The 13,720-nt window shown below is 70.6% G+C and carries 18 protein-coding genes; 1 reads left to right on the top strand and 17 read right to left on the bottom strand.

Features of this window, described 5'->3' with window-relative positions:
- The 7 genes from EZJ19_RS14960 to EZJ19_RS14990 all read right to left on the bottom strand — a co-directional run.
- The coding region (locus tag EZJ19_RS14960) for a DUF480 domain-containing protein (protein ID WP_131449010.1) at positions 1 to 260 on the bottom strand (260 nt) is incomplete at its 3' end.
- The gene (locus tag EZJ19_RS14965) at positions 257 to 445 is read right to left on the bottom strand and encodes a hypothetical protein (RefSeq protein WP_131449012.1); all 189 of its coding nucleotides are present in this window, start codon (positions 443 to 445) and stop codon (positions 257 to 259) included. The genes EZJ19_RS14965 and EZJ19_RS14960, both read right to left, overlap by 4 nt.
- Before the next feature lie 2 nt (positions 446 to 447).
- Positions 448 to 1,104 carry a chemoreceptor glutamine deamidase CheD gene (gene cheD / locus EZJ19_RS14970; RefSeq protein WP_240754800.1) on the bottom strand — a complete coding sequence of 219 codons (657 nt, stop codon included), beginning with the start codon at positions 1,102 to 1,104 and terminating at the stop codon, positions 448 to 450.
- Entirely contained in the window at positions 1,101 to 1,964 is an 864-nt protein-coding gene (locus EZJ19_RS14975) for an HDOD domain-containing protein (protein WP_131449014.1), read from the bottom strand. The genes cheD and EZJ19_RS14975 overlap by 4 nt, the downstream gene beginning before the upstream one ends.
- Before the next feature lie 36 nt (positions 1,965 to 2,000).
- Positions 2,001 to 2,219, bottom strand: a complete 219-nt coding sequence (locus tag EZJ19_RS14980; RefSeq protein WP_131449016.1) for a hypothetical protein — start codon at positions 2,217 to 2,219, stop codon at positions 2,001 to 2,003.
- Positions 2,220 to 2,512: 293 nt separating this feature from the next.
- Positions 2,513 to 3,118: a class I SAM-dependent methyltransferase gene (locus EZJ19_RS14985; RefSeq protein WP_131449018.1), complete on the bottom strand. Its 606-nt coding sequence runs from the start codon at positions 3,116 to 3,118 to the stop codon at positions 2,513 to 2,515.
- A complete protein-coding gene (locus tag EZJ19_RS14990; RefSeq protein ID WP_131449020.1) occupies positions 3,115 to 3,597 on the bottom strand; it encodes a phosphate-starvation-inducible PsiE family protein in 483 nt (160 codons plus the stop codon). The genes EZJ19_RS14985 and EZJ19_RS14990 overlap by 4 nt, the downstream gene beginning before the upstream one ends.
- A gap of 116 nt (positions 3,598 to 3,713) precedes the next feature.
- On the opposite strand from EZJ19_RS14990, the gene EZJ19_RS14995 reads away from it, so the two are divergent.
- Entirely contained in the window at positions 3,714 to 5,159 is a 1,446-nt protein-coding gene (locus EZJ19_RS14995) for an NAD-dependent succinate-semialdehyde dehydrogenase (protein WP_131449022.1), read from the top strand.
- Between the two features lie 81 nt (positions 5,160 to 5,240).
- Here the strand turns inward: EZJ19_RS14995 and EZJ19_RS15000 are convergent, their stop codons facing one another.
- From EZJ19_RS15000 to EZJ19_RS15045, 10 genes are all read right to left on the bottom strand, one after another.
- Entirely contained in the window at positions 5,241 to 5,867 is a 627-nt protein-coding gene (locus tag EZJ19_RS15000; protein ID WP_131449108.1) for a discoidin domain-containing protein, read from the bottom strand.
- A 154-nt stretch (positions 5,868 to 6,021) separates the two neighbouring features.
- Entirely contained in the window at positions 6,022 to 7,668 is a 1,647-nt protein-coding gene (locus tag EZJ19_RS15005) for a SulP family inorganic anion transporter (protein WP_131449024.1), read from the bottom strand.
- Between the two features lie 48 nt (positions 7,669 to 7,716).
- Positions 7,717 to 8,130: an archease gene (locus EZJ19_RS15010; protein ID WP_131449026.1), complete on the bottom strand. Its 414-nt coding sequence runs from the start codon at positions 8,128 to 8,130 to the stop codon at positions 7,717 to 7,719.
- Between the two features lie 16 nt (positions 8,131 to 8,146).
- Positions 8,147 to 8,662: a DsrE family protein gene (locus EZJ19_RS15015; protein WP_131449028.1), complete on the bottom strand. Its 516-nt coding sequence runs from the start codon at positions 8,660 to 8,662 to the stop codon at positions 8,147 to 8,149.
- A gap of 173 nt (positions 8,663 to 8,835) precedes the next feature.
- Complete coding sequence (locus EZJ19_RS15020; RefSeq protein WP_131449030.1) at positions 8,836 to 9,795, bottom strand: hypothetical protein; 960 nt, start codon at positions 9,793 to 9,795, stop codon at positions 8,836 to 8,838.
- A 15-nt stretch (positions 9,796 to 9,810) separates the two neighbouring features.
- Complete coding sequence (locus tag EZJ19_RS15025) at positions 9,811 to 10,890, bottom strand: DUF2235 domain-containing protein (RefSeq protein WP_131449032.1); 1,080 nt, start codon at positions 10,888 to 10,890, stop codon at positions 9,811 to 9,813.
- Positions 10,891 to 11,014: 124 nt separating this feature from the next.
- Positions 11,015 to 12,037 carry an AI-2E family transporter gene (locus tag EZJ19_RS15030; protein ID WP_131449034.1) on the bottom strand — a complete coding sequence of 341 codons (1,023 nt, stop codon included), beginning with the start codon at positions 12,035 to 12,037 and terminating at the stop codon, positions 11,015 to 11,017.
- Positions 12,028 to 12,327, bottom strand: coding sequence for a N(2)-fixation sustaining protein CowN (gene cowN / locus EZJ19_RS15035; protein WP_131449036.1), 300 nt, complete (start codon positions 12,325 to 12,327; stop codon positions 12,028 to 12,030). Before cowN ends, EZJ19_RS15030 begins: the two co-directional genes overlap by 10 nt.
- 88 nt (positions 12,328 to 12,415) lie before the next feature.
- On the bottom strand, positions 12,416 to 12,670 hold the full coding sequence (locus EZJ19_RS15040; RefSeq protein ID WP_131449038.1) for a lipoprotein: 255 nt from the start codon (positions 12,668 to 12,670) through the stop codon (positions 12,416 to 12,418).
- Positions 12,671 to 12,773: 103 nt separating this feature from the next.
- The gene (locus tag EZJ19_RS15045; protein WP_131449040.1) at positions 12,774 to 13,685 is read right to left on the bottom strand and encodes a 5'-nucleotidase; all 912 of its coding nucleotides are present in this window, start codon (positions 13,683 to 13,685) and stop codon (positions 12,774 to 12,776) included.
- Positions 13,686 to 13,720: the final 35 nt, after the last annotated feature.

The following is a 13,720-nucleotide window of genomic DNA, read 5'->3' on the forward strand; positions in this document are numbered from 1 at the left end:
GCCAGGTTGTGGGCGTAGCGCAGGACGCGCCCGGAGGCGCCGTAGCTCTCCATGACCAGGCTGCGCTGGCGCAGGCCTTCCAGGGCCGCCTGGATGTCCGCCTCGGCCAGGGTCATGACCGGGTCGCGCGAGGTCTTCTGGTTGCAGCCGGCGGCCAGGCCGTTCAGGGTGAGCGGGTAGGCGTCCGGGGTGGTCTTGGCCTTCTCGGCCAGGACGCCCAGGATGCGCGCCTCGAGCGGGCTGAGCAGGGCGAGGCTCATGGCGCCTCGTCGGTCTTGGCGAGGAAGAACGGGCAGCTCACTTGGCCGTCCCGGCGCACCAGTTCCTCGCTGAAGTCGGCGTAGGTGCGCTGCAGGCTGTGCCGGGCGGCGTCGTCCTCGAAGCGCCGGCAGTCGGCGGCGAGCGGGCAGTTGGAGGTCATGCAGTAGGTGAAGGCGGCGGTCATGTTCAGAAAAGCTCCACTTCGCCCGAGACGGGCTGTTTCTTGATGCTGTCGATGTAGCGGCGTTCCTCGTCGAGGATGACGTTGTTGTGCAGCGAGCGCAGGCGCTTGACCTTGGCGACCCCGGTGGCCGGGAAGAACATGACCATGCGCGGGAAGATGTCGCCGACGTCCTCGGCCACCACGGGCAGGCTCTCGATGTCCAGGTAGTCGCGCACGAAGGTGATGTTGGCGAGGCCGACGTCGGTCATGCCGGAGATGATGCGGCCGCCTCCGAACAGCTTCACCTCCAGGTTCTGGCGCCGGCCGCCATTGCGCATGATCTCGTTGATCAGGTGCTCCATGGCGTAGTTGCCGAACCGGGTGGCGTCGGACAGGTTGACGGCCTTCATCGAGGCGAGGTCGCTGACCTCGGTGGCGGGCAGCATGAAGTGGTTCATGCCGCCGATGCCGGTGACCCGGTCGCGGATGCAGGCGGAGATGCAGGAACCCAGGGTGGTGGCGACGCCTTCCTTCTGGCGGGTGACGTAGAACTCGCCCGGCAGGATACGCGCGGCGTAGGACTGGAACTGGTTGTTCCAGGAGCGCCGGACGTGCTCGAAGCCGGGCAGGGGCGGCGGCATGGGGGGCAGGTCGGTACGGCCGCTGACGAGTGCCATCATTGCCCCAGGAATATCTTCTCGATCTCGCCGAACTCCTCCTGGGCCTTGCGCACCACCGCCTCGACGACCTCGGGGTCGAGGCCGGCGGCGGTCCAGGCGGCCGGGTCGATGGCCGGGGCATCGGCCGGTTCGATGCTGTCGACCTCGGCCAGCTGGGCCAGGCTGTTGGCGATGTGGATGAGCGCCACCTCGCGGCCGTGCGCCTCGGCCCGGGCCGGGGCGTGGTGCCAGGCGATGCAGGCCTGCAGCGTGGCGGGCAGGTTCCACTGCCGGGCCAGGGCGGCGCCGACCCGGGCGTGGTCGAAGCCGAGCAGGCGGTCCTCGGCCTCCGGTACGCCGATCTCCTCCTGGCTGTCGAGCACCATGAGCAGGGCGTCGCGCGCCTGTTCGGGCAGGCGGTTGAAGATGATCAGCTCGCCGATGTCGTGCAGCAGGCCGGCCGTGAACAGGGCGTCCGGATCGCAGCGCCGGGCCAGCTTGCACAGCTCCCGGGCCGCCAGGGCGCAGAGCAGGCTGTGCTTCCAGAAGTTGCGCATCGAGACCAGGTCGTTGGGCAGGCCGGCGAAGCTGTTCGCCACCGAGAGCGAGAGGGCCAGGTTGCGCACTTGCGCGGTGCCGATGATGGTGACCGCCTTGGCCACCGTATCCACCGAGGCGGGAAAGTTGTAGAGGGCGCTGTTGGCCAGCTTGAGCAGCTTGGCCGTGAAGGCGGCGTCCTGGCCGACCGCGCGGGCGATGTCGGCGTTGGAGCTGTTCGGGTCCTCGACCAGGCGGTTGACGCGCAGGTAGACGTCGGGCAGGGTGACCAGGCCACTGATGTCGCGGATCAGGTCGTCGGGCGTGGCGGCGGCTGAGTTCATTTACTCATTCTAGGCAAGAAGGTACCGCCCAGTAGCCTACTTGGTGGCCTCCGCGGCCTGGTCGAGCCGCTGCCGTTCCTGCTCGCTGGCGGCGTTCAGCTTGTCGGTCAGGTCCTGCTCCAGGCGTTTGCCTTGTTCCACCTCTTCCTGGCCGGCCTTGGCGGCGACGGCGGCGGTGCCGGCCGTTTCGACCCCGCAGCCGGCCAGGCCGGCGCACAGGGCGGGAATGAGGATGCGTCTGGCGATGTCGTTCATGGCGGGCTCCGGGCGGCGGCCCCGGTCGCCGGGGCCATGGCCCGAGTATAGCCCGCCGCCGCGTTCAGGCCGCGATCGGCCAGGGCCGCTCGGGCGGCGCCAGCGGCCGGCCCCGGCCGGGGTCGAGCGGGGGCAGGGCCTGGGCAGCGCGCGCCCGGCTGCATTTCTCGTCCGGCTGGCCCTCGGCGTCCCAGGGCTCCGCTTGGAGGTCGATCGGGACGGCCGCAGACGTCCGCGCTGCCGGACGCGGCGCGGATTCTGGTGAGGCGCCGGGAAAAGAGAAGAGGGCCGGCTCAGGCCCTGGCGGTGACCCAGAGAAAGGTCTCGCCGCCGATCTCCCGGTAGGCCAGATCGGCCACCGCCAGGCCGGCGTCGGCCAGGGCGGCGGTCAGTTCCTCGGGCCCCAGATGGCTGTAGAAGAGGGTCTCGCCGAGGAACTCCTTGCCGCCCTCGAAGCGCTCGGCGCCGGTGTAGTGGCGGGTCGCGTAGGTGAACAGGAAGTGGCCGCCGGGCCTGAGCCAGCCGCGGATGCGCCGGAACAGGGCCGCGTGCCTGGCACGCGGCACGTGGAACAGGCTGTACACGGCGACGACGGCGTCGAAACTGGCGGGTGCGAAGTCGACCGTGCTCATGTCGGCCCGGATGCGCGTCATGGCGGGGACGTAGCGGGCCGCGAGGTCGAGCATGCGGGGCGAGAAGTCCACCCCGGTGACCTGCCAGCCGCGCGCGGCGAAATGCGCGGCGAAGGGTTCGCCCGCCCCGCAGCCGAGGTCGAGCAAGCCGCCGCCGGCGGGCAGGCGGGCCTCGAAATCGGCCAGCACCGGGGCCATGTCGAAACGGCCGCGGTTGGCCTCGTAGGTGTCGGCGAAGCGGTCGTAGACGGCGGCCAGGTCGATCATCCCAGTTCCGCCTCGTGGCCGTGTCCCGGCGCCGTGCTGAAGGCGGCGTCGCCGACCAGCCGGTGCACGATGCCGGCGGCCAGGAGGGCGAGCAGGAGCAGGCCGTAGTGCCAGAGCGCGGCGGTGTCGGCCACGCCCGGCTCGGCGCCGGTGACGACCTGGAGCGGCTCGACGATGAGTTGCCGGAGCAGGGTGATCATGGCCACCTCGATGAACACCTGGACGCGCACCGAACCGCTTTGCAGGTAGCGTATCTCGGCCGCGACCAGGCTGGACAGGGTCCAGACCAGGAACAGGGTGCCGAGGGAGCTCAGGAAGCCGCCGGCCAGGTGGCCCGCCTCGACCGTATGGGCGATGTTGGCCAGGAATTCCCAGACCACCATGACGCAGCCGACCACGAGGGCGGTGGCCAGGAGCAGGTGGAGCAGGCGGTCGAAGCGCTTCAGGGTGCTGATCAGCAGGGTCTCGTAGCGGGTCATGGCGCGGCCTCGTCGGGGCGCCTAGTGTACTCCGTCCGGGTGCGCGCCGGCGGCCATGGGCGGGGTGGCGGGCGGCGTGCTATGTTGGCCGCTGTCGGCGAACCACGGAGGACACCATGCACGGTCTGCAGCACCCCGAACTGTTCCGCACCCAGGCCTACGTCGGCGGTGTCTGGCTCGACGCCGACGACGGCGCCGGCCTGGCAGTCGCCGACCCGGCCACCGGGACCGTGCTGGGCCGGGTCCCCGCCATGGGCCGGGCCGAGACGGCCCGCGCGGTGGCCGCCGCCGAGGCGGCCTGGCCGGCCTGGCGCGGCCTCCTGGCCAGTGAACGGGCCGCGCTGCTGCGGCGCTGGCACGACCTGATGCTGGCGCACGCCGGCGACCTCGCCCGCCTGATCACCCTGGAGCAGGGCAAGCCGCTCGCCGAGGCGCACGGCGAGATCGTCTACGCGGCCGGCTTCCTGGACTGGTTCGCGGACGAGGCCAAGCGGGTCTACGGCCGCGTCGTGCCGTCGCCCTGGCCGGGCCGGCGCGTCCTCACGCTGAGGCAGCCGATCGGCGTCGCCGCCCTCATCACGCCCTGGAACTTCCCGGCCGCCATGCTCACCCGCAAGGCCGGCGCCGCCCTGGCGGCCGGCTGCACGGTGGTCGCCAAGCCGGCCTCGAAGACGCCGTTCACCGCTCTGGCCCTGGCGGCCCTCGCCGAGCAGGCTGGTTTCCCGGCCGGCGTCATCAACGTGGTCACCGGCCCGGCCGAGGCCATCGGCGCCGAACTGACCGGCAACCCGGGCGTGCGCAAGCTGTCCTTCACCGGCTCCACGGCGACCGGCAAGCGCCTGATGGCGGCCTGTGCCGGCACGCTCAAGAACGTGTCCATGGAACTGGGCGGCAACGCCCCCTTCATCGTCTTCGACGATGCCGACCTCGACGCCGCGGTGGCCGGGGCGCTGGCCTCGAAATACCGCAACGCCGGCCAGACCTGCGTGTGCGCCAACCGTTTGATGGCCCAGGACGCCGTCTACGATGCCTTCGTCGCCAGGCTGGCCGAGGCGGTGTCGGCCATGAAGGTGGGCAACGGCCTCGAGGCCGGGGTCGTCCAGGGGCCATTGGTCAGCGCCGAGGCGGTCGCCAAGGTCGAGGCCCGCGTCGCCGACGCCGTGGCCGCCGGCGCCCGCGTGGTGTGCGGCGGCCGCCGCCTGGGTGGGCAGTTCTATGCCCCGACCGTGCTCGCCGATGTCGAGCCGGGCATGCGCGTGTGCAGCGAGGAGACCTTCGGTCCGGTCGCGCCGGTGCTGCGCTTCGCCGACGAGGCCGAGGCGATCCGCCTCGCCAACGCCACCGAGTACGGCCTAGCCGCCTATTTCTACGCCCGTGACGCGGCCCGCCAATGGCGCGTCGCCGAGGCCCTCGAATACGGCATGGTCGGCGTCAACGCCGGCGTGGTGTCCACCGAGGTGGCGCCGTTCGGCGGCGTCAAGGAATCCGGCCTGGGCCGCGAAGGCGGCGCCGAGGGCATCGAGGCCTACCTGGAGACGAAGTACGTCTGCCTGGCGGAATGACGCCGCGGCCGGCCGCCGGGGCGAAAAAAAGCCCCGCCGAGGCGGGGCCGAAGAGGTGGCAATCAGTCCTGGCCCAGAGGGTCAGGCGGTCTTGCGCCGGCGCCCGGCGACACCGACCAGGGCGAGGCCGGCGGTCAGCATGGCATAGGTCTCCGGCTCCGGGACCGGCAGAGCGGAACCGTAGAACTGGACTTCGCCGAGGGCGTACATGCCGTCGCCGCTACGGGCGAAGACGCGCGCATAGGCGGCATCGGTGGGTGCGAAGTCCATGGACCAGGCATAGCTGGCGTCGCCCGCAATGGAGGATTTCTCCAGCAGGCCGCCGCTCCCGGCCAGGCCGCCGTCGTCGAGGCCGTTGAAGACGGTCGCCAGCGTGTACCACTCGGTGCCGTCGGCGGAGACCTGGATGATGTAGATGTCGTTGTTGTCGTGGCTCAGGGTGACGTCGGCCACGCTGTAGAGACCGCCGAAGTCGTAGGTGACGACGGCACCGTCACGGCCTTCCTGTGAGGACCAGGATACGTTGGCGTCGTCGTTCCAGGCGGTCGTCAGCGAGTAGTCGCCGTCAGTGAGCAGCGTCGCGGGGTCGCCGGAAACGGTCCCGGAAGCCGTGACCGAAGCGGGAACGATGGCCGTGGCCGCATGGGCAGAGGCCAGGCCGAGCAGCGCCAGAGGCGCGGCGGCCAACAGTTGCTTGAATTTGAACATGCGATACCCCCTGGAAATGGTATTTGGTTATGGATCCCCGGACCGTCCGCCGCGCGCCGCCATGGGCACGACCGACCGGCTGAGCAGAGGTTAGGGAGATTGCCCCGGTAGCGAAATGGCCCGAACGGGTGGACGTCGCCCGGGTGGCGGCGAGTCAGCGGCCGGGCACGCCGTCCAGCGCCCGGCTCACGGCGTCGTCGACGCTCCAGTTGGTCAGCGCGGCGGGTGGCAGCAGGGGGATGGCCGCCCGGGCCAGCACCTCGCGGACCGGGTCGTGCAGGCGCGCGAAGAGCAGGGCGATGCCGTGCCGGTGCGCGAAGGCGACCAGTTCCGCAAGGCTCTCGACGCAGGTGCCGTCGAGGTCCGGCGATTCCTCCAGGCTCAGGATGAGGGTGCCCGCAGCGCCGTGTCCGGCCGCGATCTGGTGCCGGACCAGGGCCAGCATGCGGTCGACGTTGGCGAAGAACAGCGGCGCCTCCGGGCGCATGATGAGCAGGCCGGGGACCGGCCGCGCCTCGGGATGGGCGGCGACGTTGACGAAATCGTGGCCCTGGCCCAGGCGGCCGAGCACGGAGACCTTGGGTTCGGACAACCCACGCAGGGTCATCAGCAGGCTGACGCCCACCGCCACCAGGAGGCCGTCCATGACGCCGAGCACGAGCACGGCGGCGACCGCCGACAGGGCGACGACGCGGTCGCGCCGCCAGCGGAAGTAGACCCGGATGGCGGGCAGGTCGAGGCTGTGGCTGACCGCGTGGATGACGATGGCGGCGAGCACCGGCTGCGGCGTGAGCTCGACGTAGGGCAGCAGGGTGAGGATCAGGGCCAGGACCACCAGGGCGGCGACCCAGGCGGCCCGCTTGCTGCGCGCCCCGGCCGCCTCGTTGGCCGAGGTCGCGGAATAGCCGGCCCCGACCGGCATGCCGCCGAACAGGCCGGAGGCCAGGTTGGCCAGCCCGAGGCCGAGCAGCTCGCGGTCGGCCGCCATGGCGTCGCCGTGCTTCAGGGCGAAGGTCCGCACGCTGCCGTAGGACTCGGCGTAGAGGACGAACAGGAGGGCGAAGGCGAGTTCGCCCAGGCGCAGCCACTCGGCCCGGGTCAGGTCGGGCACGCTGGGTACCGGGAGGCTCAGGTCGATGCTGCCCACCAGGGCGACGCCGTGCCGGTCCAGGCCCCAGGCAAGTTGGGCGGCGACCCCGAGGACGATGGTCAGCAGGGTGGACGGGACGCGCCGGTAGGGCTTGAGCAGGAAAAGCAGGACCAGGGCGGTGGTCCCCACCGCCAGGCCGGCCGGGTTCCAGTGCGGCAACTGGTCCAGGAGGTCCACGGCCAGGCGCAGGATGTCGGTATGCGCCACCGGCACGCCGAGCACCTTGGGCAACTGGCCGACGATGATGACCACGGCGAGGCCGAAGGCGAAGCCGCGCAGGACCGGCTTGGCGATGAAGTCCGACATGGCGCCCATGCGGGCGAAGCCGGCGGCCAGGAAGAACAGGCCGGTGAGCAGGATCAGGCCGGCGGCCAGGGCCAGGCGCAGGCCGGGGTCGCCGCCCGCCAGGGAGGCGGTCGCGGCGGCCAGGACGGCGGCCGAGGAGGAGGTGGCCGAGACGATGGCGAAGCGGCTGCGGCCGACCAGGCCGTAGCAGGTCAGCCCGGCCAGGAGGGCGATCACGCCGTACTCGGGCGGCAGCCCGGCGATGCCCGAATAGGCGACGGCCTCGGGCACCAGGAGGCCGGCGACGGACAGCCCGGCGACCAGGTCCGGCAGTAACGGGCCGGAACGCGTTGCCGGGTCAGCCATGGTCCAGAACAGGGCAGCGCGGCCGGGCTGCGCCGGTGCGCTGCCGGCTCAGATGTTGACCACGCAGCGGGCGTGCCACTTCTTGCCCTGTTGCTCGACCTTGAGTTCGGCGCGCGTGGCTTCCTTGACCTCCGCGCCGCCTTCGGCGCCCTTCTTCCAGGGCATGCCCCAGCCCTCGCCGACGTAGTGGTCGCCCTCGCGCCTGAGTTGGAAGCTGCCCAGCACCAGGTTGGCGAGGTGGGCCTGGCCGAGCAGGCGGTTGAGCCATTCGACCAGGGCCAGCTCGCGGTCCGGCTCGTCGAACTCGACGTGCACCCGGCGCAGGGGCAGGACCAGGGACGGGTGGGTCATGATCGCGAACATGGCGCTGGCGGCGTACTCGAAGGCCGCCTCCTGGGTCTTGCCGACCGCCTCGATGCCGACGTCGGCGCCGTGGTCGAAGTAGTGGTAATGGCCGAACATGGTGTGCGGGTCCGGGCTAGAAGCCGCCGATGTAGGCGTAGCCGTCGTTCTGCAGCTTGACCAGGCGGGTGTAGCCGTCGTGCACGATGGTCACGCCGGGCAGCACGTCGGCCGGCTTCCAGCCCTTCGCCTTCATGGCGCTGTGGCAGATCTCGACGCCGACGCCGAGGTCGAGCAGGTCCTGGACGATCTTGGCGTTCGGGTTGACGGCGAAGGGGTCGCCGGTGGCGGTCTGGTAGGTGTCGTCGTCGAGCAGCATGACCGCGGCGTCGCCATGCAGGACCAGGCGGGCGTCGATCTGGCCGGGCGCCACGCCCTGCTTGCGGAAGGCCTCGTAGAGGCCGCGCGCATAGTACAGGCCCTTGGAAATGCCGGCCGCCATGTCGTCGCTGTGGATGTCGTAGACGACGCGGTAGTGGCCGCCCGCCTCGACCTTGACCATGGGCCGCGCCGGGCCGGGGTCGGCGGCGACGGCGCCGGCCGTCGCCAGGGCGAAAAAGGCGGCGAACAGCGCCTGCAGAAGAGTACGCATCGATGACTCCTTCTCTCGGTTTGTCCTGCCGGACGGTGCGTCCGGCGGCCGCGTGGCGATGACGCGGCATCCTGGCGGTTGGAGGGCGTCCACCGCCATCGGTTCGCGCGCGAACGCGCGCCGGCCGTCAGGGTACACCGAGTTGCGCTGCGCCGCTCGCGCGCCTTGGCCGTTCAGCCCGATGCCGCCGCCTTGCGGACCGGGCTGGGCCCGCTGTTGCGCACGTTGACCAGCTTCTTCATGGCGTCGAACCAGAACGGCGCCCCGAGCGTGGTGGCCAGGGCGGTGAGCAGCCAGCCGAGCAGCTTCTGGGTCAGGCGGCTGCCTTCGCCGGCGAGGGTGTCCTGCAGGCAGTCGCGATAGTGCACGACCTTGGCCTTGGCGTTGCCGTCGACCGGTTTCGGGCTCAGGCAGGTGTAGCCGATCGGCAGGCCGGCGGCGGCCAGCTGGCGCAGCTGGGCGCGGGCGTCGACGCTCGCCTGGGCCGCCTCGGCATCCTGGCCGGCGAGCTGCCCGGCCAGGGCGACCGCCTGGGCGCGCACCTCGGCGGAGCGCGACAGCGAGGCGGCGATCTGGATGGTGTCGATGTTGAATGCTGCCGCGACCACCAGGCCGATGACGAACAGGCGCTTCTGCGAGTACGACTTGTACCAGCCGGTGACCCGTTCCATGGCGCTGTCGAACCAGGTCTCGATGCCGGCCAGGGCGGCCTCCAGGTCCGTCGCCGCCTCGACCACCGGGAGCAGGGCGTGGCCGACGCCGAGGTCCTTGGCCTTGGCGTCGCGGACGGCCGCGATGAGGTCGTCGAGGGTCAGCTCCGCGGCCTGGCCGCTGCGCAGGCGGTGGCGCAGGATCAGGGTGTCGGCCAGGGCCAGGGCGAAGTTGCGCGCCGGCAGGTAGGAGGGCGGATCGCCCTTGCCGGGCCGGCCGCGGTACAGGCCGGCCACCATGGGGTGGTTGAGCAGGCGCAGGTACAGCCAGCGGTCCGGGATCAGGCCGACCAGACCGTCGCGCATCAGGCGGCCGCGCGCCGAGAAGGTGCGGGCCAGGATTTCCTGCACGCCGGAGCACAGCATGGCGGCCAGGAAGAAGACCAGGGTGAGGCCGATGACGACGTCGAGCAAGGTGTTCATGGCGGTCTCCGGGGGTTACGGATGGCCGGTCAGGGAGCCGCGCGAGATGCCCACGCCGGGCAGGGCCACGGCGGTGGTGGCATGGGCGAGGTTGACCGGGCGGTAGTCGAACTCGGCGGCCCATTTCTTCAGCGCGGTGTCGTCCACGGTCTCCGCGACGGTTTCGCCGATCGGCCGCAGGTAGGGCTGGAAGCCCTTGATGGCCCGGTACAGCCCGAAGCCGAACTGGGCGAAGGAATCGACCACCGGCGAGCGGTATTCGGTGCCGTCCAGGTGGATCAGTTCGTCCGATATCTCGAGGCCGCAGTCCCTGGCCTTGCCGGCAATCCAGGCCAGGGGCGGTTCCGGCAGGAGGTCGTCCTGGTAGCCGCCGCCGACGTTGGCGTGGGCGCCCGGGAACCAGCGTTGCTCGACCTTCTGGCGGGCCCGGTCGGGGATCTCCGTCCACAAGGTGGCCTGGTAGTCCGCGCGGTGCTCGTCGATGGCCAGGGCGTGATAGGCGTTGTCGACCTTGTCGCCCAGCTTGGTGTCGTGGAATTTCTCCGCGTAGCTGAGGTTGAGCAGGGGCACCCCGAGGGCGCCCACGGTATCCCAGACGCCGATGAAATGGATGCGGATCACGCGCGTCCGGCCGGCCAGCTCGGTCATCGGGTCGCCTCCCGCCAGGTTGGCCCGCTTGTACAACTCGGTGACGCGGGCGGCGGCGGCCAGCGAGCGGGCCTTGCGCTCGCGCGTCGGCAGGCTGGGGTCGTCCTCCTCGACGATGCCGCACTTGCCGATCATCCCGGCCAGGCTGCGCGCCGTGAAGGCGCCCCGGCTGAAGCCGAACAGGTACAGGCGGTCCTCGTCGCGCCAGTTGCGGATCAGCCAGGCGTAGCCCTCGCGGATGTTCTCGGTGAGGCCGTTGCCGAGCATGCCGCCGCTGATCTTGCTGCCGAAGTGGGTGCCGACGCCCTCGTCGTAGTACTTGAGCTGTGCCGGCCGGGCGCCCGGCTGCTCCGGTATCGCCTCGATGGCCGCGTGGATGCGGGAAACGTTGGTCTGGTCCTTGACGTCGTTCCAGGTGCCGTCGAAGCACATCGCCAGCCGCCTCATGGTCTGCCTCCTTCGCGTTATCCCGAGTGTCGGTCCCCTTTCCCCGAAGGATAGTCGCGCCGGCCCGTGCGCGCTTCCGCGGGCTGGGTATATCTACTTGATTGAATGGGGGTTTTTGCGCCGGCTAGATCAGCGCGGCGCTGCGCAGCTCGGTCTTCAGGTAGGCGTAGAAGATCGGCGCCGCCACGACGCCCTGGAGGCCGAAGGCCGCCTCCATCACCAGCATGGCGAGGAGCAGTTCCCAGGCGCGGGCGGCGATCTGGCCGCCGACGATGCGGGCGTTGAGGAAATATTCCAGCTTGTGGATGACGACCAGGAAGCCGAGCGAGGCCAGGGCCGCGTGCGGCGAGTGGGCTAGGCTGACCACGACGATGACGGAATTGGAGATCAGGTTGCCGATCACCGGCAGCAGGCCGGCCACGAAAGTCAGTGCGATCATGGTCTTGACCAGGGGCAGGTCGACGCCGAACAGCGGCAGGGCGGCGGCCAGGTAGAGGGCGGTGAACACGGTGTTGACCAGGGAGATGCGGACCTGGGCGAAGACGATGTCGCGGAAGGCGTCGGCCAGGCGGCCGGCGCGGCGCGCCAGGGCGGCCGCGAGCGGACGCGCGGTGTCCTCCTGCACCGTCGCCTGCACCGCCACCATGGCGCCGATGATGAGGCCGATGAGCATGTGGGCGAGGGTGATGCCGGCCTCCTTGCCGACCATCTGCAGCTCGCCCGCGTGTTCGCGCAGCCAGGCGACCACGGCGGTCTTCAGCTCGTCGACGCTGCCCGGTATGTAGGGCAACAGCCAGTCCGGCAGCGACTCGCGCGAATTCTCCAGGATCTCGGCCATCTTGGTGGCCAGGTTGGCCAGGTGGCCGGAATCGCCGAAGAAGGCGACCGCCATGGCCATGGCCATGGCCACGCCGCCGACCGCCAGGCTGGCGAACAGGACCGCGACGATGGCGCGGGCGCGCCGGTGCGACCAGCGGCTGGCCAGCATGGGCGCGGTCAGGTGCACCAGCTCGAAGACCAGCAGGCCGGCCAGCAGGGCCGGCAGCAGATGCAGGTAGAGGACCAGGAAGAGGGCACCGCCGGCGAGCAGCCAGGCGGCGCGCTCGACCGGAACGGCGATGGCCGGGCCGTCCCGGTTCAGCAGCATTCCTCTTCCAGTTGCACCAGGAGCCGCATGGCCTCCTCGTCGTCCCAGGTCTCGAACAGCTCGCGCACCTGGTTGATGTTGGAGTGGATCAGGAACAGGTCATCCGGGCGCGGGCCGGAACCGCCGGCGCGCTTCTTCATGAAATAGTCCCAGAACACGTTGTTGCGCTCCGGGATGGCGACGTGGCGCTGGATGCACTCCATCACCCGGCGCGCGTTGCCGTCGCAATCGATGTTCTCGAAGCTGACGTAGCGGTCCGGGCGGGGCTGATCCTCGCAACACTCGGGCATGGAAGTACTCCTGCGAAATTGAATTCGGGAGAACTTTATCCTGAATTGCCCGTGCCGACGACAAAAAACCGCGCCGCGGCGCGCCCGCCTAGTGGAGGCCCTTGGAGGCGAACAGGAGGACCTTGTCGCCGGCGAAATTCACCTGCACGGAGCGCTTGTCGTCGCCCCAGGTGCAGCTGCGCAGGCCCATCAGGTCGTCGCATTGCTTCGGTTTGCCGATCAGTCCGACGACGTCGTCGTAGGGCATGCCGACGGCGATCTTGTCGTAGTTCTCCACGGTCAGCTTGTTGCAGCCGGCGAGGGCGAGCAGCAGGCCGGCGGCGATGAGTAGGCGTTTTTTCATGGCGGTCAGGGACAGAAAAGGACTCGGGGGCCGCCGGTCGGGCCGGCGCCGGATGGCCAACAGTAACCCAATTCGGCCGCCGGGTAACCCCCCGCCGCCGGCGTCAACGCGGTTCGCTGTTGGCGATGCCGCTGATCACGTGGCCGGTCGGGCCCGCGGCGGCGGCGGAATCGCAGTGTCGCGTCTGGTCGTCGAAGAAGAAGTCGGGCTCGAACTCGCGCAGGAACGGGCCCTTGTCCAGGCCGCCCAGGAACATGGCCTCGTCGACCGAGACGTTCCAGGCCATCAGGGTGCGGATGGCGCGCTCGTGGGCCGGCGCGCTGCGCGCCGTGACCAGGGCGGTGCGGATGCGCATGGGCACGGCCGAGCCGGCCGCCTGCTGCAGGCTGTGCAGGGCCGCGAGGAGCGGCTTGAACGGCCCGGGCGGCAGCGGGTTGAGGGCGTGGTGCTTCTCGTGCGCCTGGAAGGCCGCCAGGCCGTCGGACTGGAACAGGCGTTCGGAGTCGTCCGAGAACAGCACCGCGTCGCCGTCGAAGGCGATGCGCACCTCGTCGGCGTGGCGTTCGGCATCGACGAGCGACTGCGAATACACCCGCGCGGCCGGAAACCCGGCCGCCAGGGCGTCGCGCACGTCCTCGCTGTTGGCCGACAGGAACAGGTGGGCGCCGAGCGGCTCGAGGAAGCGGAAGGGCGGCCGGCCGCGCGTGAACACGCCGCGTTCCAGCTCCAGCCCGGAGGCCTCGGCGGACCGGAACACGCGCAGGCCGGAGACGGGGTCGTTGCGCGACAGGATCACCACCTCGACCCGATGCGCATCCGCGCCGTTGAAGGCCAGCAGCTTCTTGACCAGGGGATAGGCCACGCCCGGTCGGGCGGGGATCTCCAGGCGGTCGAGCTGGAACCTGGCGTAGGCGTCGTCACCGTGGGCGTCGAAGAAGGCGTTCTCCTCCTCGAGGTCGAACAGGGCACGGGACGAGAGGGCGACGACGAGTTTGCCGTCCAGGCTGACGGGCATGGCTGGATGTGGGGTTGTCGGGACGGGTTGCAGGG

It is taken from the genome of Parasulfuritortus cantonensis, from assembly GCF_004337445.1.
GTDB lineage: Bacteria > Pseudomonadota > Gammaproteobacteria > Burkholderiales > Thiobacillaceae > Parasulfuritortus > Parasulfuritortus cantonensis.

Coding starts and splice junctions, on each gene's coding strand:
- EZJ19_RS14975 (WP_131449014.1), bottom strand. CDS start 1,964: ATGAACTCAGCCGCCGCCACGCCCGACGACCTGATCCGCGACATCAGT.
- EZJ19_RS15040 (WP_131449038.1), bottom strand. CDS start 12,670: ATGAAAAAACGCCTACTCATCGCCGCCGGCCTGCTGCTCGCCCTCGCC.
- EZJ19_RS14985 (WP_131449018.1), bottom strand. CDS start 3,118: ATGATCGACCTGGCCGCCGTCTACGACCGCTTCGCCGACACCTACGAG.
- EZJ19_RS15015 (WP_131449028.1), bottom strand. CDS start 8,662: ATGCGTACTCTTCTGCAGGCGCTGTTCGCCGCCTTTTTCGCCCTGGCG.
- EZJ19_RS15045 (WP_131449040.1), bottom strand. CDS start 13,685: ATGCCCGTCAGCCTGGACGGCAAACTCGTCGTCGCCCTCTCGTCCCGT.
- EZJ19_RS14965 (WP_131449012.1), bottom strand. CDS start 445: ATGACCGCCGCCTTCACCTACTGCATGACCTCCAACTGCCCGCTCGCC.
- cowN (WP_131449036.1), bottom strand. CDS start 12,327: ATGCCCGAGTGTTGCGAGGATCAGCCCCGCCCGGACCGCTACGTCAGC.
- EZJ19_RS15020 (WP_131449030.1), bottom strand. CDS start 9,795: ATGAACACCTTGCTCGACGTCGTCATCGGCCTCACCCTGGTCTTCTTC.
- EZJ19_RS14980 (WP_131449016.1), bottom strand. CDS start 2,219: ATGAACGACATCGCCAGACGCATCCTCATTCCCGCCCTGTGCGCCGGC.
- EZJ19_RS14995 (WP_131449022.1), top strand. CDS start 3,714: ATGCACGGTCTGCAGCACCCCGAACTGTTCCGCACCCAGGCCTACGTC.
- EZJ19_RS14990 (WP_131449020.1), bottom strand. CDS start 3,597: ATGACCCGCTACGAGACCCTGCTGATCAGCACCCTGAAGCGCTTCGAC.
- EZJ19_RS15025 (WP_131449032.1), bottom strand. CDS start 10,890: ATGAGGCGGCTGGCGATGTGCTTCGACGGCACCTGGAACGACGTCAAG.
- EZJ19_RS15030 (WP_131449034.1), bottom strand. CDS start 12,037: ATGCTGCTGAACCGGGACGGCCCGGCCATCGCCGTTCCGGTCGAGCGC.
- EZJ19_RS15005 (WP_131449024.1), bottom strand. CDS start 7,668: ATGGCTGACCCGGCAACGCGTTCCGGCCCGTTACTGCCGGACCTGGTC.
- EZJ19_RS15010 (WP_131449026.1), bottom strand. CDS start 8,130: ATGTTCGGCCATTACCACTACTTCGACCACGGCGCCGACGTCGGCATC.
- EZJ19_RS15000 (WP_131449108.1), bottom strand. CDS start 5,867: ATGTTCAAATTCAAGCAACTGTTGGCCGCCGCGCCTCTGGCGCTGCTC.
- cheD (WP_240754800.1), bottom strand. CDS start 1,104: ATGATGGCACTCGTCAGCGGCCGTACCGACCTGCCCCCCATGCCGCCG.